The organism is Bacillus sp. T2.9-1, from assembly GCF_950097965.1.
Taxonomy (GTDB): Bacteria; Bacillota; Bacilli; order Bacillales; family Cytobacillaceae; genus Niallia; species Niallia hominis.
This window is the reverse complement of record NZ_CATNHG010000089.1, coordinates 1-20,349: the sequence shown is the minus strand read 5'-3', so window position 1 is coordinate 20,349 and position 20,349 is coordinate 1. Positions and strand designations below refer to the sequence as shown.

The 20,349-nt window shown below is 34.9% G+C and carries 21 protein-coding genes; 1 reads left to right on the top strand and 20 read right to left on the bottom strand.

Annotated features, from left to right (window positions below):
• Nucleotides 1-4: 4 nt before the first annotated feature.
• Both dapB and QQZ16_RS11315 read right to left on the bottom strand, forming a co-directional pair.
• A complete protein-coding gene (gene dapB / locus QQZ16_RS11320) occupies nucleotides 5-805 on the bottom strand; it encodes a 4-hydroxy-tetrahydrodipicolinate reductase (RefSeq protein WP_235251458.1) in 801 nt (266 codons plus the stop codon).
• A 31-nt stretch (nucleotides 806-836) separates the two neighbouring features.
• Nucleotides 837-1,166, bottom strand: a complete 330-nt coding sequence (locus QQZ16_RS11315; RefSeq protein WP_031538319.1) for a nucleotide pyrophosphohydrolase — start codon at nucleotides 1,164-1,166, stop codon at nucleotides 837-839.
• Nucleotides 1,167-1,408: 242 nt separating this feature from the next.
• Between QQZ16_RS11315 and QQZ16_RS11310 the strand changes: the two genes are divergently transcribed.
• Complete coding sequence (locus QQZ16_RS11310; protein WP_031538318.1) at nucleotides 1,409-2,287, top strand: YitT family protein; 879 nt, start codon at nucleotides 1,409-1,411, stop codon at nucleotides 2,285-2,287.
• A gap of 129 nt (nucleotides 2,288-2,416) precedes the next feature.
• On the opposite strand, the gene QQZ16_RS11305 is transcribed toward QQZ16_RS11310, so the two are convergent.
• The 18 genes from QQZ16_RS11305 to QQZ16_RS11220 form a co-directional block, all read right to left on the bottom strand.
• On the bottom strand, nucleotides 2,417-3,643 hold the full coding sequence (locus QQZ16_RS11305) for an MFS transporter (protein ID WP_235251457.1): 1,227 nt from the start codon (nucleotides 3,641-3,643) through the stop codon (nucleotides 2,417-2,419).
• Between the two features lie 301 nt (nucleotides 3,644-3,944).
• A complete protein-coding gene (locus QQZ16_RS11300; protein ID WP_031538316.1) occupies nucleotides 3,945-4,619 on the bottom strand; it encodes a zinc metallopeptidase in 675 nt (224 codons plus the stop codon).
• Between the two features lie 60 nt (nucleotides 4,620-4,679).
• Nucleotides 4,680-5,492 carry a sporulation protein YpjB gene (gene ypjB / locus QQZ16_RS11295; protein WP_031538315.1) on the bottom strand — a complete coding sequence of 271 codons (813 nt, stop codon included), beginning with the start codon at nucleotides 5,490-5,492 and terminating at the stop codon, nucleotides 4,680-4,682.
• Nucleotides 5,493-5,562: 70 nt separating this feature from the next.
• Nucleotides 5,563-6,156: a DUF1405 domain-containing protein gene (locus tag QQZ16_RS11290; protein WP_235251456.1), complete on the bottom strand. Its 594-nt coding sequence runs from the start codon at nucleotides 6,154-6,156 to the stop codon at nucleotides 5,563-5,565.
• Between the two features lie 133 nt (nucleotides 6,157-6,289).
• A complete protein-coding gene (locus QQZ16_RS11285) occupies nucleotides 6,290-6,835 on the bottom strand; it encodes a ReoY family proteolytic degradation factor (protein WP_031538313.1) in 546 nt (181 codons plus the stop codon).
• A 199-nt stretch (nucleotides 6,836-7,034) separates the two neighbouring features.
• A complete protein-coding gene (locus tag QQZ16_RS11280; RefSeq protein WP_031538312.1) occupies nucleotides 7,035-8,297 on the bottom strand; it encodes a tetratricopeptide repeat protein in 1,263 nt (420 codons plus the stop codon).
• Between the two features lie 24 nt (nucleotides 8,298-8,321).
• Entirely contained in the window at nucleotides 8,322-9,221 is a 900-nt protein-coding gene (locus QQZ16_RS11275) for a hypothetical protein (protein ID WP_235251455.1), read from the bottom strand.
• Between the two features lie 136 nt (nucleotides 9,222-9,357).
• Nucleotides 9,358-10,683, bottom strand: coding sequence for a 3-phosphoshikimate 1-carboxyvinyltransferase (gene aroA, locus QQZ16_RS11270; protein ID WP_048717804.1), 1,326 nt, complete (start codon nucleotides 10,681-10,683; stop codon nucleotides 9,358-9,360).
• The gene (locus QQZ16_RS11265; protein ID WP_235251476.1) at nucleotides 10,664-11,767 is read right to left on the bottom strand and encodes a prephenate dehydrogenase; all 1,104 of its coding nucleotides are present in this window, start codon (nucleotides 11,765-11,767) and stop codon (nucleotides 10,664-10,666) included. The genes aroA and QQZ16_RS11265 overlap by 20 nt, the downstream gene beginning before the upstream one ends.
• A gap of 26 nt (nucleotides 11,768-11,793) precedes the next feature.
• The gene (gene hisC / locus QQZ16_RS11260) at nucleotides 11,794-12,897 is read right to left on the bottom strand and encodes a histidinol-phosphate transaminase (RefSeq protein ID WP_031538308.1); all 1,104 of its coding nucleotides are present in this window, start codon (nucleotides 12,895-12,897) and stop codon (nucleotides 11,794-11,796) included.
• 22 nt (nucleotides 12,898-12,919) lie between these two features.
• Nucleotides 12,920-13,285, bottom strand: coding sequence for a chorismate mutase (gene aroH, locus QQZ16_RS11255; protein WP_031538307.1), 366 nt, complete (start codon nucleotides 13,283-13,285; stop codon nucleotides 12,920-12,922).
• Nucleotides 13,286-14,368, bottom strand: a complete 1,083-nt coding sequence (gene aroB, locus QQZ16_RS11250; RefSeq protein ID WP_031538306.1) for a 3-dehydroquinate synthase — start codon at nucleotides 14,366-14,368, stop codon at nucleotides 13,286-13,288.
• A complete protein-coding gene (gene aroC / locus QQZ16_RS11245; RefSeq protein WP_235251454.1) occupies nucleotides 14,368-15,540 on the bottom strand; it encodes a chorismate synthase in 1,173 nt (390 codons plus the stop codon). The genes aroB and aroC overlap by 1 nt, the downstream gene beginning before the upstream one ends.
• Before the next feature lie 198 nt (nucleotides 15,541-15,738).
• Nucleotides 15,739-16,512 (bottom strand): CheR family methyltransferase, encoded by a 774-nt coding sequence (locus QQZ16_RS11240; protein WP_235251453.1) that lies wholly within the window; start codon nucleotides 16,510-16,512, stop codon nucleotides 15,739-15,741.
• 249 nt (nucleotides 16,513-16,761) lie between these two features.
• A complete protein-coding gene (gene ndk / locus QQZ16_RS11235; RefSeq protein WP_031538303.1) occupies nucleotides 16,762-17,208 on the bottom strand; it encodes a nucleoside-diphosphate kinase in 447 nt (148 codons plus the stop codon).
• Between the two features lie 129 nt (nucleotides 17,209-17,337).
• Nucleotides 17,338-18,300, bottom strand: a complete 963-nt coding sequence (gene hepT, locus QQZ16_RS11230; protein ID WP_235251452.1) for a heptaprenyl diphosphate synthase component II — start codon at nucleotides 18,298-18,300, stop codon at nucleotides 17,338-17,340.
• Between the two features lie 247 nt (nucleotides 18,301-18,547).
• Nucleotides 18,548-19,249 (bottom strand): demethylmenaquinone methyltransferase, encoded by a 702-nt coding sequence (locus tag QQZ16_RS11225; protein ID WP_235251451.1) that lies wholly within the window; start codon nucleotides 19,247-19,249, stop codon nucleotides 18,548-18,550.
• A gap of 6 nt (nucleotides 19,250-19,255) precedes the next feature.
• Complete coding sequence (locus tag QQZ16_RS11220) at nucleotides 19,256-20,074, bottom strand: heptaprenyl diphosphate synthase component 1 (RefSeq protein WP_048717802.1); 819 nt, start codon at nucleotides 20,072-20,074, stop codon at nucleotides 19,256-19,258.
• Nucleotides 20,075-20,349: the final 275 nt, after the last annotated feature.

The window sequence follows — 20,349 nt, the reverse complement described above, 5'->3', positions numbered from 1 at the left end:
ACTCCTATTCCATAATATTTTCTAAGCCATAGATCAGTACATTAACTTTTAATACCTCTTCTACTGCAAATTTAACGCCTGACATAAATGATGTACGATTATAGGAATCATGTCTAATTGTTAAGGATTCTCCTTCTGCTCCGAACATTACTTGTTGATGAGCAATTAAACCTGGTAACCTAGTAGAATGGATGCGCATACCATCAAAGTCAGCTCCTCTAGCTCCTTGTATTGTTTCCTTCTCATCTGGATGTCCCTGTTTTTTACTTTCTCGTACTTCAGCAATAAGTTCTGCTGTTTTCACTGCGGTACCTGATGGTGCATCTAACTTTTGATCATGATGCATTTCCATAATCTCTACATCTGCAAAGTATCGTGCTGCCATTTTAGAAAATTTCATCATTAAAACAGCACCTAAAGCGAAGTTTGGAGCAATAATACAGCCGCGGTTCATTTCTTCACATAATCCTTCTAACTCTTCCAAGTTTTCCTTTGTAAAACCGGTTGTTCCAACTACTGGTCTAACGCCATAGCTTAGAGCTGTTTTCGCATGATGCATACCAAATTCAGGTGTAGTCAAATCAATGAGTACATCTGGCTTTTCTGTTTGTAAACAAGCTTCAATATCCGTATAAATTGGGACATCATAGGAAGAAAAGCCTTCAATCTCTTTTAAGCTTTTCCCTTCATGTTTATGATCTAAAACAGCAACAAGCTCAAATTGCTCTGTTCTTCCTGTTAAATACACAGCTTCTTTTCCCATTCTACCTCTTGGGCCAGCTATTACGATTTTTACTTTATTCAATGTATAATCTCCTTACTTTTATGTATTTTCTTTAGTCTTTTCTTGTCCATCTGTCTTTATCTCGTGTATTAAATTTATGCATGACACGATCATGCGCTTCCTCCAAATCAATATTTAAAGAATTCGCTAGACAGGTTAATACAAATAGCATATCACCAATCTCGTCGGTAATTTCCTTTTCCGTCTCTGACTCTTTTTTGGGCTTCTCTCCATAGTAGTGATTTACTTCTCTTGCTAATTCTCCTAGCTCCTCGGTAAGACGAGCAAGCATTGCTAACGGACTAAAGTAGCCCTCTTTAAATTGACCAATGTATTCATCAACTTCTCTTTGTATATCTTTTACTGTTTTTTCTCGATTCAATATAGACACCTCTTACGTCAATAAGTAATCTTATCCAATTCCATGTTAGCTAATCTGCTCCATTTTTACAAACATTTTTAACGAAGATATGCTTAGATTTAACAAGTATTAAACTTTTACTCGTTTTCTGTTTGTTATTCTTTCTTGAATTTTTTCTCCTCCATTGCCCATCTGAATGTGATTCGATATAATGGATACGCTAATAGCAATGTAATTGTACATAGAGAAAGTAGGCTGAGTTGATGTTTAAAGGTATCAAAATTAAAAATGTCTTATTTATTCTATTAGGATCTGCCATTTTTTCCTTTGGAATTGTTCATTTTAATATGCAAAATAATTTGGCTGAAGGTGGTTTTACCGGTATTACCCTTCTATTATATGCATTATGGAATTGGGATCCTTCCATAACAAATCTACTGCTTAATATCCCCTTATTTCTGATTGGATGGAAGCTATTAGGGAAGAATGTATTCATTTATACTATCATCGGAACGGTAGCGGTATCGATTTTCCTTTGGTTTTTCCAGCTTCCAAGGATTCAATTAGAAATTCCTCTAACAGAGGATCTAACTTTGGCTGCATTATTTGCTGGTACATTTATCGGTGTAGGCTTAGGAATCATCTTCCGTTATGGTGGGACTACAGGTGGCGTAGATATTATTGCTAGATTAGGCTTTAAATATTATGGATGGAGTATGGGAAAGACCATGTTCGTTTTTGACTTTTGTGTCATTACCCTGTCCCTTTTGACCTACTTATCCTATAGGGAAGCAATGTATACATTAGTTGCCGTTTTTGTTGGGACCAGAGTTATTGACTTTCTTCAAGAAGGGGCATATGCCGCAAGGGGAGCAATGATTATTTCTGACTCAAATACTGAGATTGCCAATAAAATAATGCTTGAAATGGATCGTGGTGTCACGGTATTAAAAGGGCATGGTTCTTTCACAAAACAAGATCGAGAAGTACTATATTGTGTTGTAGCGAAAACAGAAATTGTTCGCTTAAAAAGTATCATCACAAGCATTGATCCACATGCTTTTGTATCCGTAAGTGTCGTGCATGATGTAATGGGAGAAGGCTTTACTTTGGATGAGTATAAACAACCACTCGAAAAATAACCAAAAAAAAATGTATTCTTTTCGCATTTCTTTTTTCAAAGGTAAATGCGAAAGGAATACATTTTTTTATAAATTTCATACATTTAAATCACTTATACCAACCAACCTCCATTTAACGAAAAAGGTTGCTTATTTTAAAGCAGATTGAATTTCCGTAACACGTTTATCACTCGGCAATAAATAAGTTAATATTCCTAGCAGCGGCAGCAAACTACAGATAATCATAATGGCTTGTAAACTAAACGTATCTCCTATCACTCCGAAAATCACTCCACCTAGAGCCCCCATTCCAAATGCTAAACCTACAATTAACCCTGATACTAGGCCAATCATGCCGGGAAGCAGCTCTTGTGCATAAACAACAGTCACACTAAAGCTAGACTGTAATATAAATCCGATAATAAACAATAAAGGTCCAATCAGCCAAAATGGCATATGAGGCAAAAGCAGTGCAAATGGCGCAGAACCAACTAATGAAAATAGAAGAATGGTTCTTTTACCAAAACGATCTGCTAGCGGTCCACCTAAAAAAGTTCCAATTACACCAGCAAGTAAAAATATAAAAACAAAAATTTGCGCATTTTCAATACTTAGTCCAAACTTTTCGATTAAATAAAAATGGAGAAAATTACTGATTCCAGCTCCATACCACGACCGAGCAAATACAAGAAAAATTAGTAAGCATATAGCAACAATAATTTCTTTATTTACAATAAATTCGCGTTTGGCCTGCTGTTTTTTTTGTGGGTTTCTACTATATAATTCTTTTTTATACCAATTTGACACTTGGAATAACACGATCATGCCTAAAGTTGCTAAAAGTGTAAACCAAATAGTCCCGAATTGGCCTGTACGAACAAAGATAACAGCTGTAAATACTGGTGCTAAAGACTGACCAGCATTTCCACCTACTTGATAAATGGATTGTGCAAGGCCTCTTTTGGGACCGGCCGCCATATAGGAAACTCGTGAACCTTCTGGATGAAAAATGGCGGAACCAAACCCGATAAATAATACCGATAATAAGACAAGATAAAAATTAGGAGCAAGGGAAAGCCCGAGCATCCCGATTAAGCTTGAAAACATCGCAATTGGCAATAGATATGGTGCAGGCTTTTTATCTGCAAGCACGCCAAATACTGGCTGCAAAATGGATGAAGTGATATTCAATGTAAAGGCAATCCAGCCAATTTGCGTATAATTTAACGCCATTGATTGTTGGATAACCGGAAATAAAGCAGGCACAACAGATTGCATACAATCATTTAAAAAATGCCCTAAACTTATCGCAAATAAAATCCGATAAACCGTCAACTCTTGTTGCTTTTTCCCTTGTACGTATTCAGCAGTTTGCAAATAAACCCTTCTTTCTTTAATTATTCGTTTATTCCCATTTATACCCTTTCTCTCTCATGGGGAATTTGAAGATAAAAGGGAGATCAACTGTCCGTATAGGTCCGAATGGTTTTATTAACTATCCACTTGGATAAAAGAATCCCTCCAAATGAAAGGAGGTATCACATTAAATAAATCGCATTGTTTATTATACACCTTCGTTTGTTTCGATTCTATAATTTTTCGAAAAATCAAAATTCAAATCAATCAAATAAAAAAACGATGTAAAAAGATACTTCCTTTTCACATCGTTCTATTAATTTTATTCGTCTCTTGACATACCTGTATAGATTAAAACTAAACGAATCAATTCGAGCACCGCTACTGCTGCTGCAGCCACATAAGTAAGTGCTGCTGCATCTAATACTTTCTTCGTTTCTCTCTCTTCTTCGTTTCGAATGATCCCTAATGAAACTACCTGATCCATTGCACGGTTAGATGCATTAAATTCAACTGGAAGTGTCACAAATTGGAACAATACACCGGCAGCCATTAAAATAATTCCTAACAATAACATTCCTTCAATTCTTGCAAAAATACCAATCATGATAAATATCCAAGATGCATTACTTCCAAAACTCGCAACTGGTACTAAAGCGGAACGAAAACGTAAGAATGAGTATTCTTGCTGATCTTGGATTGCATGACCGACTTCATGTGCGGCAATAGCAGCTGCAGCTACTGAATGCCCGTGATAGTTATCAGTGGACAAACGCACAACTTTAGAGCGAGGATCATAATGATCTGACAAAACACCTCTTGTTTCTTCAACAGATACATCATATAACCCATTAGAATCCAATATTCTTCTTGCTACCTCTCTACCGGACATTTGTGAGGAAGAAGCTACTTTTGAATATTTTTTATATGCGCTTTTCACCTTCATTTGTGCCCAAATAGGTATGAGAATAATTAGTATAAAATATACAAAAAACATGTTTTTCCCCCTATTTCATCATGTAGTATATTTTTATTGTAAGCAGGAAAAACTTCAAAGTCAAATTTTATCTCTCTTTTGTTTTGCTTGTCTTTTTTCTGCTTTATCTCCAAGATATTTTCGCCATCCTACATATGATAAAGTAAGAATAATGATACTTCCTGTAGAAATAATCACCCACCATAATGAAGGATCCGCCTCATCTTCATACAGCTGATTAAAAACATCCTGTAGCTCCGCTTCTAATTGACCAACTTCTTCTTGGGTCCCTTTTTGATTAAATACTTGTAAACGGTAAGTATTTAGGAATTCGACAAGAGAATTCAGTTCTTGAAACTGAGTGGTTGAAACATCTAGCTTAAGACTAGGATTAATAATTTGATAGAGCGATAAGAACGCATCTAATCTCTCATTAAATCTCTCTTTATCTTCAGAAATTATTGCATCTTTCATATCTCGATATGTTGTCATAACAGGATCTTCCATTTGTGTCCATAAGGGCTGCTCACCTGATGAAACAGCATCTACCGCCAATCGAAATTTCGTTACAGTATTAATCCGTTGATCACTATCTATCGATGGATTGGTTATAGCTTCTATCGCTTCATCATGCGCTCCAGTTAATATTCGCTGTTCATCAAGTGTAAATAGACTGCCATTTACCGTTACCGTACTAAATTGATTCGAAAAATAATCAAGAATTTTTTTAGCATCCTCATATCGTTCTGATCGTACAAGCTGTAATACTTCATCTGAAAGTGTATCTAGTTCATCTAATTCTTTAGCAGGCGTTTTTTGGTCTGCATATACAGAAAAAGAGATAGGCAAAAGTAAAATCAATATCATCAACAACATAACCAATTTAGCCTTCATTCTTGTCCCTCCTCTATCTACTATTAAAAATGTATGATGAGTTGGACAAGGTTAGACTAAAAAAATAATTCTATTGAATTTTCCATTGTAATTGCTGCCTTTTTTTATATGCATATACACCTATTAATAGACTTAGAATACTAAGCCAAAAAGTAAAGTAGCCGATATTTGCCATATATTGATCCAAGACACTATATTTAGGCATCATCTTAAACACATAGTCAATAACATCATTATGTAAAGTCCAAATTGCTACAAGTAGAATATGGATCCATTTAAAACGATAAAAAGGAATATATAACAATCCTTGAATTGCCATTGCCCCATGTGAAAAAATGAGCATCCATGAGTCTATCCCAATTGCTCCTGTTTCAACATAGACAAGAATGTTCATTACTACTGCCCATATTCCGTATTTAAATAAAGTTATTAAAGCTAGTGCTTCTATAAGCGGCCAATGCTTTTTCCATAAGAAAGCTATTAATACAAACACAAAAAAGAGACTTGCTGTCGGACTATCAGGTACGAAGAGCAGAAATTTTGTCGGTGTCTCTGCTAATTGAAACCTGTACCAATAATAGCCATAAGCCGTTCCTACTATGTTAATAATGAGTAACAGCCCTAAAAATGAACGATTGCTTAGTATCATATAAATACTTCTCACACATTTTCCCCTTTTCCATAACTGATCCTCCTATTTTATCACAGTTTAGAAGGCATAGGAAAATCTCAAGAAATTAGAACTTTAGTAAAAAAACAAATCCCGTAAAGTTCGCTTTACGGGAAGACAAGTAACCTTATTTATTTTGAAAGAATTTTAATTGATTCGTTAAGGTATTAAACATATCTTTATCTCCAGTATCTAATGCTTCATCGATTAATTGGAGAAGTTTTTCTTTTTGAAATTTTTCTATGCTACTTACCAAAAATTGTTCAGCAATCATTTTATCTTTTTCGGTTATTTGTAGCTTTTTCGGCATAAATGGATTTTCTACTAGTACAGCTGCGTATTGATGAACTTGATTTGATGCGTAGAAATTCAGCTGAATGTAAATATCTTCATCTCTATTTAGGCGAATATCATGAAAAGACTTTTCTGCATCTGTAGTCATTACATTTTCTTTATAAAATCTAAAAGGTACTTCATCTACACAATGCGTGGACATAATCAGCCCTCTTGGACATTTTTCTGCATTTTCAACAAAATGGACTTTTTCCATCAATTGATCATGACTCATTAAATAATTTAAAATCCAAACACATTCCCGTCTCTTCAATTGATAGTGATTTAAAAACCAACGAATGAAGTCTTTTTTTTCATTGACAGATACAGGGGTTTTCATTTGTAATTCCCTCCTCTGCTTGCAACAAATTTTATTATCCAACCTGCTTTACCTGCATCGCTCCTAAGGAAATGACAACTAGAGTGGACCAACAAGCTTTTTGTTTGCCCTTTTTCCATAAAATTTGATTTCGCTAAAAGAAAATCCTTTACGAAAGTCACCATGTGAAAAATACTTTTACCCTTTTTCAATTACTTAATTATTCGTTTTCTGTGAGGCGTTGCAAGATTTCAATATACTCTTCATTACTTGGGTCTGTTTGTAATAGCATATTAAAAATTTCGGCAGCATCCCTTCTTTTTCCTTCTTCTAAAAGAAAATATCCATAATCATATAGAAAATCTGGAAGTTCTTTAAAGAAAGTATATGCTAATTGATATTTGTTTAATGCCTCTGAATATTTTTCTATGCCATGAAATGCTTTGGCTGCATCCCAATGCAATTGCGGCTCTTCCATTTCTTGTTTATCCATCAGCTCAATTAACTCGATGACATCCTCAAATCGATCTTGAGTTAAGAATAATTTATTTAATAAAAGCACTGCATCTATAAACTCAGGATCTATTGCAAGTGCTTCTCTAAAATGTTCCTCGGCTTTTTGTTCATCACCACGTTTTAAAGCTAATTTGCCACCATATAAATATAAATCTTTATTAAACTCATCTTGCTTTATTCCTTCTAAAACTGTTTTGTATGCATCGTCAAGCATTTCTTCATGCTCATATGCTCTGGCCAAATACAAATAGAGGGAATGGTAGGATGAATCCAAAGCTTTTACCTCTTCAAAACGATTTATCGCAACCGTATATAGGCTCGCCTGCGAGGCAGTCAAAGCAAGATTAAATAACGTATTTATCTCTATTTTTTCTTCGAGTGCTTTTTCATAATAGCCAATTGCATCCTCAAAGGCTCCCCCCGCACTTAAGTTATCCGCAATCCTTCCGTTGATATTAACGCCAGCAATATTTTCCTGCATTGGTAATACCTTTTGATAGGATTTTATCGCATCAGCAATTTTTCCTTGTTCCGAATATAATTCACCTAAGGCAAAGTCAATAATCACTTCATCTGGTAGGATTTTTTTTGCTTCCTTTAATTTCTGTTCACTAACCTCATACAACCCATCCATTTGATATAAGTCTGCAAGCAATAGTAAAGCTTGAGGAAAAGAGGGATCCTTCGGGTTAATTTTCTCTAAATAAGAAATCGCTATTTCCTCATTTCCCAATTCCATTTCCACTTCTGCAACTAGAACAAGTAATTCTCCTTCATCCGGATACCCTTCTAGTAGTACTAAAAATAGATTTTTGGCTTCTTCCAAAAAACCTAGCTGAAATAGTTCTTCGCCTAGCACAAATCTTTCTTCATTATTGCCCATTTTTAAAACATCTTGATAATATTTTAACGCTTTCTCTTGTTGTCCATCTTCTAATAAAGATATAATTTCATTAACTCTTTCCATATGATAATCCTCTCTAATCTCCTTCTATATTGTTAGGAAGGAAGGTACTTTTACTTCAAGTAATTCACCATAGCCTGGACGATAATACACCTTTGCCCCTGCTCGAATACATTTTCCTTTGTGTATAGTCATTTGTATTCTATCATAATGATAAAGAAACAAATCGTTTTCTTCAATATTTATGATTGATTCATCGTAAGCAACTAAATTATACGTTACTTCGCCACCTTGGTACATATTTCCTTTAAATGGATAAATCCCTATTTTGGCTAAATCAGAATAGTCGACTGGCATTCCTTCTTTAATTTCATGAGGAATAGATGGTATTTTAACATCTCTCATTAAACTTGACCATATATTTTGTGCCATTTTCTTTTCTTGTTCATCTTTTGCTAAAAATATCGGTACGAGTGGTGCATTATATGGAAATAAAGCCTCTTTTATCCATCCCCATGGAATTTGATATAAGGCTTTAATATCTTCAATCTCAATAAATAAAACTGGTACTTTTTCTCTTTTACACATTCGTACAAAACTAGGCGATAATAATGCTAAAGGAATCTTTACGGCTGCAACATAATCTATTGCACAATTTAGTAATTGACTGTTTATTTTTTTAAATTGCAAAGCCAATTCTCTTTCTCTCTTTACTTCTATATAAAAGAGAAAGGTTGTACATCCCTTTTTGATCAAGTTCTCTTCTATATACTTTTTTTGTTGTGTACTAGAGTTCATTTGCTTCACTTGGTTATCAAGCATAACTGTAGTGGGTGTCATTATATATGGAGAGCCATCCATTCGCATATATTGATAAGAGTGGAATTTATCTTTAAGTAATTCAATTCGATTATCCTCAATTAGGATAGATGTCTTCTTCAATCTTTGCCTTTTTAATAAATGTATATTTTCGATGATATATCGCATCCTAAATCACCACCTATTCTTTTAAGACAGGCTATGATTAAACAATAGCAAATATTCCATTTATCCACATTTTTAATAATTTTCTGTTCCAAAAAAAATCGTCGACAAACTTAGCGTGTTCATCGACGACCAATTATTAGTTAGACAATATATGAAGATGTTCGAAGAAAGCTGGATACGACACCGCAATAGCATTCACGTTTTCGAGAATCATTTCTCCTTCACAAATCTGTGAAGCAATTGCAAGCATCATTCCGATGCGATGATCTCCATGAGAATTTACTTTTGCTCCAGTCAGCTTCGTCCCACCTGTGATAATCATTCCATCATCAGTTGCTTGAATATCCGCACCTAATTTCTTTAGCTCCATTACTACAGTATCAATTCTATTAGTTTCCTTAACCTTCAATTCATGGGCATCTTTTATAACCGTAACTCCCTCTGCCTGTGTTGCTAACAATGCAATGATTGGGATTTCATCAATTAATTTCGGGATAATCTCCCCTTCGATAACTGTTCCCTTAAGCTTACTTGACATCACATTTATTGTTCCAGTCGGTTCAAAAGCATCAGCAGCATCTATTTGAATATCGATGCTTGCTCCCATGCTTTGCAAAACGTCTATTATTCCTGTTCTTGTAGGATTAAGTCCCACATTTTTTAAAGTAATGCTACTGTTAGAGACAATACAACCAGCTACAAGGAAAAATGCCGCAGATGATATATCTCCTGGAACATGAATTTCTGTACCAAGAAGTTTCTGGCCACCTTCTACTTGAATTTCATTTTCGTGTCTACTAATTTTCCCGCCAAATCGTTGAATCATTCTCTCGGTGTGATCCCTAGTAGGTACTGGCTCAATCACCGTTGTGATTCCATCTGCATTAAGGCCGGCAAATAATATTGCAGATTTTACTTGTGCACTTGCTACAGGCAATCGATAGGTAATACTTTGTAGATTTCCACCACGTACGGATAAAGGAGTATACTTTCCTTCTTCTCTGCCGTCAATTTTCGCACCCATTTCCCTTAAAGGAGTAACCACTCTTGTCATTGGTCGTTTGCCTATTGAAGAATCGCCAATTAACGTACTGTGAAAATGTAATCCTGCTAATATTCCCGTTAATAAGCGAATCGTTGTACCCGAATTCCCAACATCCAAAATATCTTTTGGTTCTTGTAATTCACTCATTCCTTTTCCATAGATAACGACCTTTTGGGTATCTTGTTCTATTAATACCCCTAATTTTCGAAAACAAGAGATTGTACTTAAACAATCCTCTCCTAATAGAAAATTTGTTACTGTTGTCATTCCATTTGCAATGGATCCAAACATGATCGAACGATGAGAAATCGATTTATCACCCGGAACTTCAATTTCACCTTTTAACCCATTCCTATTACTTCTTAATGTTAATAACTCCAATACATTCACCTTCGTTCTATCCAATCGTAGTATCATAATTAGAATAAGAAGCGATGCATTTCTGTGCTCTTATTCTATCTGCCTCTGTTTGAAAGCTGATTGCTAGTATTCCAAAAATCTCTTCCCGCGTTTCCATTATTCGAATATTTGTTATACTTATATTTTCTTTTGCTAAATAGCCAGTAATTTCGGAAATTACCCCTGGATAGTCAGGCACATCCACAAATAAATCATAAAAAGCTGGTATGGCACCTTTTTGGTCTTGAGGCAAACCGTCCCTTACTTTTTTTGCTCGTGAAAAATAGTCATATAACTCATCTGCTCGTTCATGTTTAATCAGTGAAAGCACTTTATCCATTTCTTGTTTCCAGTCATTCATTAACTGAATTAATACGTTTTTATTATGTATTAAGATGTCCCGCCACATGGAAGGACTGCTTGATGCAATCCTAGTAATATCTCGGAATCCACCTGCTGCTAACCTTGTAACAAGCTCATGTCTTTCACTAATGTGATCTGCCTGGTGCACTAACGATGCTGCAACTATATGTGGCATATGGCTAATGGCACCTGCCAATAAATCATGCTCCTCTGGAGAAATAATTAGAAACTTTGCATTTGTTCCTTGGAGCCATTTAAGTAACTCTTGAACCACTTGTTCCTTAATACTTTCGTGAGGAGTTAGTAAATAAAAGACATTTTCAAATAGAATAACTTTGGAAGCAGAGACACCACTTTTATGGGATCCAGCCATCGGATGGCCCCCAATAAAAGTAATACCTTTGTCCAATAACACTTGCGATTTATTTGTAACAACAGATTTTGTGCTTCCGACATCTGTAATTAGTACATGTTGTTTTAACGCTAATGTCGAAAGCAAATCGATGATTTTTTCTGTTTCTTTTACAGGAGTTGAAATAATAATGAGATCAGCAGTTTGTGCTCCTGCCTCAATCGTTGATGCTATTTCATCAATAACCCCTAGCATTTTGGCTAATTTTAAATTATCTCGGGAAATATCATATCCAAAAATAGTACTTTCTGGATGTTCTTTTTTTATACATAAAGCCAACGATCCACCTATAAGTCCTAAACCTATTATGAAGACGCGACCATTCATCCTATCACCGCCTTCTTTTCCCATCATTATTTCGCGACTTTCTGTTCAGCAAGAAACTCCGTCATGACTTGAATCAATCCTTCGTTCTCTTCTTTCGAACCAATTGTTATACGAACTGAGGTAGGGAAATTCAAAGGAACACCCGAACGAACTATATATCCTTTACTCATTAAATATTGGAACACTTCATTTCCATCGATTTTAAAATCAACTAAGAGAAAATTCGTTTGGGATGGAAAGTATGTTAAATTATTTTCTTCACAAAAACGGTATAATTGCTCTAATCCTTCTCTGTTTTTCCGTCTACAAGTTTCTACAAACTCCTGATCCTTTAATGCTTCTTCAGTCGCAATTTGCCCTAATGTATTAACGTTAAAAGGTTCTCTAATTGGATCTAAAGTGTTTAATAGAGTGGCATTTGCTACTCCATATCCAACACGGAAGCTTGCAAGACCATATATTTTTGAAAATGTTCGTAGCACAATAAGATTGCTGAATTTTCTTGTCAGAGAAATAGAATCATAATAATCATCCGCAACTACATATTCGAAATACGCTTCATCTAATACCACTAAGACATCTTCTGGTACCTTTTCTAAGAAAGAAACTAATTCATTTTCTGGAATATATGTACCAGTTGGATTATTAGGACTACATAACCACACTACACTAGTATTTTCATCTATTTCAGCAAGCATCGCAGGTAAATCATGCTCTGCTTTTTCTGTTAGGGGCACTTCTCTAACCTCTGCACCATCCACAATTGCATTATGCTTATATTGACCAAATGTATGACTAGCCATTACAGTATTTAATCCCGGTCTAAGTAGAGCTCTTGAAATCATTAATATAATTTCATCCGATCCATTACCAAGCACTAACTCTTCTGGTGTTACTTTTAGAAAATCAGCAAGCGCATAGCGTAAGTTTGTAGCATATCCATCTGGATATAAAGCATACGATCCATCTACTTTTTTCAATGCCTCTAAAACTTTCGGAGAGCTTCCAAAAGGGTTTTCGTTGGAGGCAAGTTTTACAATTCGGTCTAAATTAAATTGTTTTTTTACTTCTTCAATCGTTCTACCTGGTTGATAAGCTTTTAAACTTAAAAGCTGCTGTTTCCACTTCATTTTCTTTCACCCCAAAAAATATTTATTGTTTTGTTAAATCTGGTCTTAATTGAATTGCCTTTTCTAAATAAATATGTTGAATCTCATCCTGACAAAGTTCTGTATTCCAATGCATCATAATTCGAATACACTTCTCTAATGAATTGGGAACTGCTATTTCCTTCATACACATTACTGGAACAAATATCCAATCTTCTTGCATACGAATCACTTTTGCAGGAAAAGCTGCATTAATGTCATCCGTTACTGATAAAAATACAGAGGCAACATCGCTCGCTTTAATTTGATTGGAGTTTATCATTTCATTAAAAAGGCTTTCTGTAGCTGATAATATCTCTGCCTCTACATTATTTTCAACCGTAATAGCTCCCCTAACTCCTCTAATCATCTACTTCCCACCTTTAAATATAGCTAATTCTTCTCTAATTTCCGCTTCACCTATTTCTACTAAAACAGGTTTACCTATTTCTTTTAGTAAGACAAAACGGATTGTTCTATTAATCGATTTCTTATCTTGCTTCATTCGATTAATTAAATTGTTTATTTCTAAATCCACTGGAATATCACAGGTATAACCAAGTAATTGGAGCCACTTTATGTATTCCTCCATTGAAAAGGCTATATCATATTTCTTCTTGCTTAACCTTAATGCAAAAATCATTCCGATAACAACAGCTTCCCCATGCGTAAATTTACCATACCCCATCTCCGCTTCAATTGCATGCCCAAGCGTATGACCAAAATTCAAAAAAGCTCGTATATTTGATTCTCTTTCATCTTTCTCTACAATAGATCGTTTAACTAGAATTCCCTTTTCTAGTATTTCAGACCAATAAGCTATGTCTACTTTTGATAAGTTATTTATATTAGTAGTCAAATCTTGATAAAACTGTGAATCACTTATTAATGCATGCTTGATCACTTCACCAAACCCTGAACGTAGCTCCTGAATTGGCAGAGTAGACAAAAAAGTTGTATCATAAAAAACCGCTTCTGGCTGATTAAAAACACCAATCATATTTTTTCCAAGAGGATGATTTATCGCAACTTTTCCACCAACAGCACTATCATGAGCTAAAACAGTTGTAGGTATTTGAATAAAGGGAATACCTCTCATGAAGGATGCAGCTACATAGCCAGCTAAATCCCCAACTGCTCCACCACCTAATGCCAAAACTAGTGATTTTCTATCTAAATGTTGTTCTAGCATATAGGTGAGGCAAGCATAAAAAACATCGAATGATTTTGCCTTTTCCCCTGCAGGTACTGTATATGTTATAACAGGGAGAGTGGAAAGTTCTTTTTCTACTGTTGCTAAATGTAGCTTCTTTACGGATTCATCTGTAATAATCAATATTTTCGTTACGTCTTCAAATTTGCTTTGAATAAACGAATGTAGTTGTTTAATGACATGTTCCCCAATCCACACATCATATTGTTTCGACGAAGTTTGAATTGAAACAGTGGGCATTAGAATTCCCTCGCATGTTTGTTATGCTCTCTAATATTAGCAACAAGTCCTTCGAAACGATCAGAATAAAATTGATCAACGATAGCTGAAGCAAGCTCCCATGCAATAGCATGCTCTGCAACAACTGAAGCTGCTGGCACTGCACAACTATCACTCCGTTCAATACTTGCTGTAAACTCTTCTTTCGTATCAATATCAACACTCTTTAATGGTTTATAAAGTGTCGGAATCGGCTTCATAACCCCTCTAACAACAATTGGCATGCCATTTGTCATTCCACCTTCTAAACCACCTAAACGATTCGTTCTTCTAGAATATCCTGTTTCTTTATCCCAGATAATCTCATCATGGACTTCACTTCCTGGCTTTCTCGCCGCTTCAAAACCAATACCAATCTCGACACCCTTAAATGCATTAATACTCATTATGGCACTAGCAAGCTTCGCATCTAACTTTCTATCGTAATGAACATAGCTGCCGACGCCAATTGGCATACCTTCCACAACTACTTCTACTACGCCTCCAATAGAATCACCACTTGCTTTCGCTTCATCAATCGCCTTCATCATTTCAGCGCCTGCTTGTTCATCTAAACAACGGACAGGGGAATTCTCTGTTATTTCCCTAAGCTTCTCGATTGATGCATAATTCGTAACATTGGATTTCACTCCGCCTATTTCCACAACATGGGAAGCAATTTTAATCCCCAATAAAGAGAGCAGCTTTTTCGCAACTGCACCAGCTGCCACCCGAACGGTCGTTTCACGTGCGGACGAACGCTCTAATACGTTTCTCATATCTCGATGACCATATTTAATAGCACCGTTTAAATCAGCATGGCCTGGTCGTGGACGGCTAATTTTCCGCTTAATTTCATTTGCTTCTGCTTCATCGATTGGCTGTTGACCCATAATTTTAGTCCAATGTTTCCAATCATTATTTTCTACAATTAAAGAAACAGGTGAACCTAACGTATAACCATGTCTAATTCCACCACCGATTTCCACGGTATCTGTTTCTATTTGCATTCTTCTTCCTCGACCATGGCCTTTTTGTCTTCTAGCTAATTCTTCATTTATATCTTCCGCTAATAAAGGCATTCCAGCAGGAAGACCCTCTATAATAGTAATTAGTTTGGGACCATGCGATTCCCCAGATGTTAAGTATCTCATATATAAATCCTTTCTCCCTTCAACGCTTTAAAGTAATTATGTTTCAATATAACATACCTATCCAGTTATGAATAGAGAAAAATCTAAAAATCTTTGCAAAATCATCTAAATCTCTTGTAAATTCAAAGGATGACCATACAGTATTTATTTAAACAATGGCAAAACAACGGGATATTCTTGTGGTTGTTTTGCCATTGCTTATATTTTACGATAGAAGAAAGTATCTGCTGTTTCTAAGCCATACTTTGCGGGTGTAAAAATTTGTTCTGTACTACCGACAAAGAAAATCCCACCAGGTCTTAAGGCTTGAGCGAATTTGTGATAAAGCAAATCTTTTGCATCCTCTGTAAAGTATATTAAAACATTTCGACAAACGATTAAATCGAATGGGCCACCAAATGAATCCGCCAATAAATTCTGTTTTTTAAATGTGACGTTTTTTTTCACTTCGTCCATTATTTTATACATCGAGCCTTGCTGTTCAAAATACTTATTCTTTTGCGCCACTGGCACTTCATTTAATGCTCTCTCTAAATAAACGCCATTTTTTGCACGTTCCAATGCATTAGCATCAATATCTGTTGCAAGGATTTGAAAATCCTTTGCCTTCATTTCATTGGAAAGAAGCATTGATAATGTATATGGCTCTTCCCCTGTCGAGCAAGCAGCACTCCATACCTTCATCTGCGCTTTAGCTTTAAGGAGATCGGGCAATATATTTTTCTCTAAAACCTCCCACCGTTTATAATTACGATAAAATTCAGAAACATTAATTGTCATCCGATCTAATAACTCGTCCAATAAATTCTTATTCGTATGTATTGCTTTAAAATAATCTGCAAAAGAAGTAAAACCCCTTTTTTCATAAAGAGATGTCAACCTTCTTTTCATTTGTGCCTCTTTATATAAAGACAAATCTATTCCTGATAATCTATAGAAATTCTTAATAAAATCTTGAAAATCCTTCTCCATGTAATTTCCTCACAACCATCATAAAATCAACTTCTTTTTTAGTATATACGATTTTCCTCAAAAAGGGCCAAATTTTATTCCGATAATTCATATAATTAATCGAAATGTGGAGGGCACCCGGTTTGGGGCGTGTGGGATGGAGCGACCATTCCTGAGATAAAGGAAACACGATGAACGCTACCTGATAATATCGTTTATCCACATATAAATAGCTGTCCTGATGAACAGGACAGCTATTATAACCAAAAGTTAGTAAACCCAATTATCTAATAATTTATGATACTCTACTAATTCTTCCTCATCGAAAAATAGGGATATTTCTCTTTGCGCACTTTCTTTTCCATCAGATCCATGAATTATATTTTTATGTTTTACTACTCCAAAATCGCCACGAATGGTACCTGGCAAAGCTTCTAGAGGGTCTGTTTTCCCCATCATTATTCTCGATTTTGCGATAACTTCCTCTCCTTGCCAAACCATTGCAAATACAGGACCAGAAGTGATAAAATCTACTAATTGTGTAAAAAACGGCTTACCTTTATGTTCTGCATAATGCTGTTCTGCTAAATCTTCCGAAATATGCATAAGCTTTGCTCCAACGAGTTGGAAACCTTTTTCTTCAAACCGGGCTATTATTTTCCCCATTAAATTTCTTTGTACACCATCTGGCTTTACCATTAGAAATGTTCTTTCCATAAGCTCACTCCTACCATATGTATTAGACTAGCAAAAATGGTTATTCATGAAAAGAACTTAACACAAAAATTCGAATTTTGCAAAAGAATATTTAAACGCTTTCATATGTAATAGGTACTGTTACAATTGCTAAAATTTACGTTTACCCAAATATTTTGCTATATTAGCTAGTGCCGATTTGGCTTTTCCATTCGGCAAATCACGAATAGTTAAGAGGGCCTTATTTAAATACAGGTCACTTACTTGAAGAGAACGATCGATTGCATCTGTATTTTTAATGCTTGTAATAACCTCTGTTAATTCCTGTTTTGACATTGCTTCATTGACAGTGATTATTTTTTTGCGAACCTCTTCATTTTCCATTGCAAATAAAACAGGCAATGTAATATTTCCTTGAAGTAAGTCCCCGCCTGCTGGCTTTCCTAATTCTTTTTCTGTCCCAACAAAATCTAGTACATCATCTATGATTTGATAAGACATACCAACATAGTACCCGAATTGATGCAACTTTTGCTGGAATTCTTCTTCAACATCCGAAACAATCGCACCTACTAAAGAACTTGCTGAAATTAATAAAGCCGTTTTTCTTTTTATTCTCCGAAAATAATCTCTAATATTTTGATCAAAACGATATTTGTCTTTTATTTGCTGAATTTCGCCGATACAGACTTCCACAATTGTATTAGCAAGTACTCTGTGGGCATCAGACTTATTAATATCACTCATAATTTCCATTGACCGAGCAAAAATGTAATCCCCTGTATACATCGCTACTTTATTATCCCATTTTGCTTTAATAGTAGGCTGACCTCTTCTTAAATCAGAATCATCTATTACATCATCATGAACTAATGATGCCATATGAATTAATTCCAATGAAACTGCTGCTTTTTTTATTTTATGGATATCATAATTTCCAAATTGCCCTGCAAGCAATACAAATATCGGACGTATTCTTTTTCCACCTGCTTGTAGTAAATGCAAGGAAGACTCACGTAATATAATAGAGTTTGCCTGTACGGTTTCTTCTAATTCTCTCTCAATTTTTTCAATATCCGAATTCAAAAATGAGTACATCATTTTTAATTTCACCAACTACTCACCCAACTTGTATCCATATTTTAAAATAATTATGTATTTCCTTGACATTATTTCTAGTTCTTTTTTCTTATAGTAGCCTTTAATATACTTTCCATTTTTGCTAAAACAGCGGCGAACCTTGTTAAACATTTTCTCCACTTCTATTTAGACTACTCCAGCTATTCCCATATCTAAATAAAATTTTTAAACAGCTAAAAAGCTTTTCTCCCTTACAGGACTTTCATCACTATTGAGATTATTACTTATAACCAAAATGAACTGCAGCAACACCGCCAAAATAAGCTTTATATCCTACTCTCTTTAATCCTGATTCTTCAAACATCATAGCTAGTTCTTTCATACCTGGGAAATCTCGCGCTGATTCCTGTAGCCATGAATATTCCTTATAGCTTTTAGCAAAAAGTTTACCAAAAATCGGCATAATATATCTAAAATACATATAGTAGCCTTGTCTAAAAAATGGCATTGTTGGTTGCGATGTTTCTAAACAAACAACCATCCCTCCAGGCTTTACTACTCTTCTCATTTCTTTTAAAACAGTTAAGTAGTCTGGAACATTACGCAAACCAAAGCCGATTGTTACAAAATCAAAATGATTGTCTGCAAAGGGTAACTCCATGGCGTTGCCGTGAATTAGCTGTATATTTTTATACTCAGCTGTTTTTTGCTTTCCTATGCTTAGCATATTTTCACTGAAATCAAGACCAATCACTTCCCCGTTAGGGCCAACTTGCTCTGCTAGGCTAATTGTCCAATCAGCTGTTCCGCAGCATACATCCAAACATGCTGAACCTTTAGGCACATTCATTCGCTTCATCGTGTCTTTTCGCCATAATTTATGCTGCTGAAAGCTAATTAACGAATTCATTCTATCATAATTCCCATAAATCTTTTCAAATACATTATGTACCTTTTCTTCTTTAGACTGCTGCTCTTGCATTATTATTTACCCTTCCTCTACGTACAATTGTTGTTTGCTTAGTTTATTCAAAAATCGATAGGCGGTTTCTCTAAATTCTTCTTGCAATGCTGGAAGACTATTTAACAACTCTTCTACACGTAAACTTGCCTCTTTTATATATTTATCCATCATTGCATCTTTATTATTTTTAGTTATTGAATTTAATTTATTTTTATTCTCATACTTAAAAAAAGCATCTACTACCATTGAACTATTCGTTTGATCAAACAACTCTTTTTCTTTGCAAATTCGATGAAGAAACAAAAATTCTTCCACAAAAGCTTTCCATCCATCCATTTGATAGTAGTCGACTAGCTTTTGGATTAATGCTCCTTCAATATCTTTTAGACTTTTTATTAATTGCTCTATTCCCTTTGCGCTATGATGGTAGAAGAATATTTTATTCTCATTAATCACTTTAATGCCTTCTGCTAAAAACTTAAGCATTTTAAAGTCTTCTATTTCAGCTAATATTTTATAGTATTGCCCACTGTATAAATCCCCTGCTAATACCGTTAATTGTCTACTTCGTTCATTTCCCTTATGCATCTTATCATTTGTAACGAGCTCATGGGTATCAAGGGCAATCTGAATAAGTGTAATTGTTGTTGCATAGGTAATAATATCCTGTTTTTTTACATTTGCCTGTAATAAGACTGTTATTGTTAGTAAAAGCTTATGTTCATCCAAAATTGGATTTGGTATATGTTTTTGTAAATAATGATTGGAGGTTTTTTCAACTACTTTGATTTTTACACTCTCTATTAATTCTTGTATAGCCATAATATCACCCTTGTTCCCCATTTATTCCTCTTTCGCTATTATCTATTCATGCCAATCTCTAAAAACTGTCGAAATATTATTCTTTACCTGAATTATTCATAAAAACTTATTGACAAGCTATTGAATGCTTATTTATCACGTAGCACAGCTGAATTGTCATTCATCAAATAAATGAAAAAAGAATCCATTTCTGTTAGAGTTTAAGTAACCACACAAAAACACACAGAAAGGATTCTTTATATGGCTACTTTATCGCAATTAACTCTTGATTTCAATCGCAAAATTAAATTGTCAAA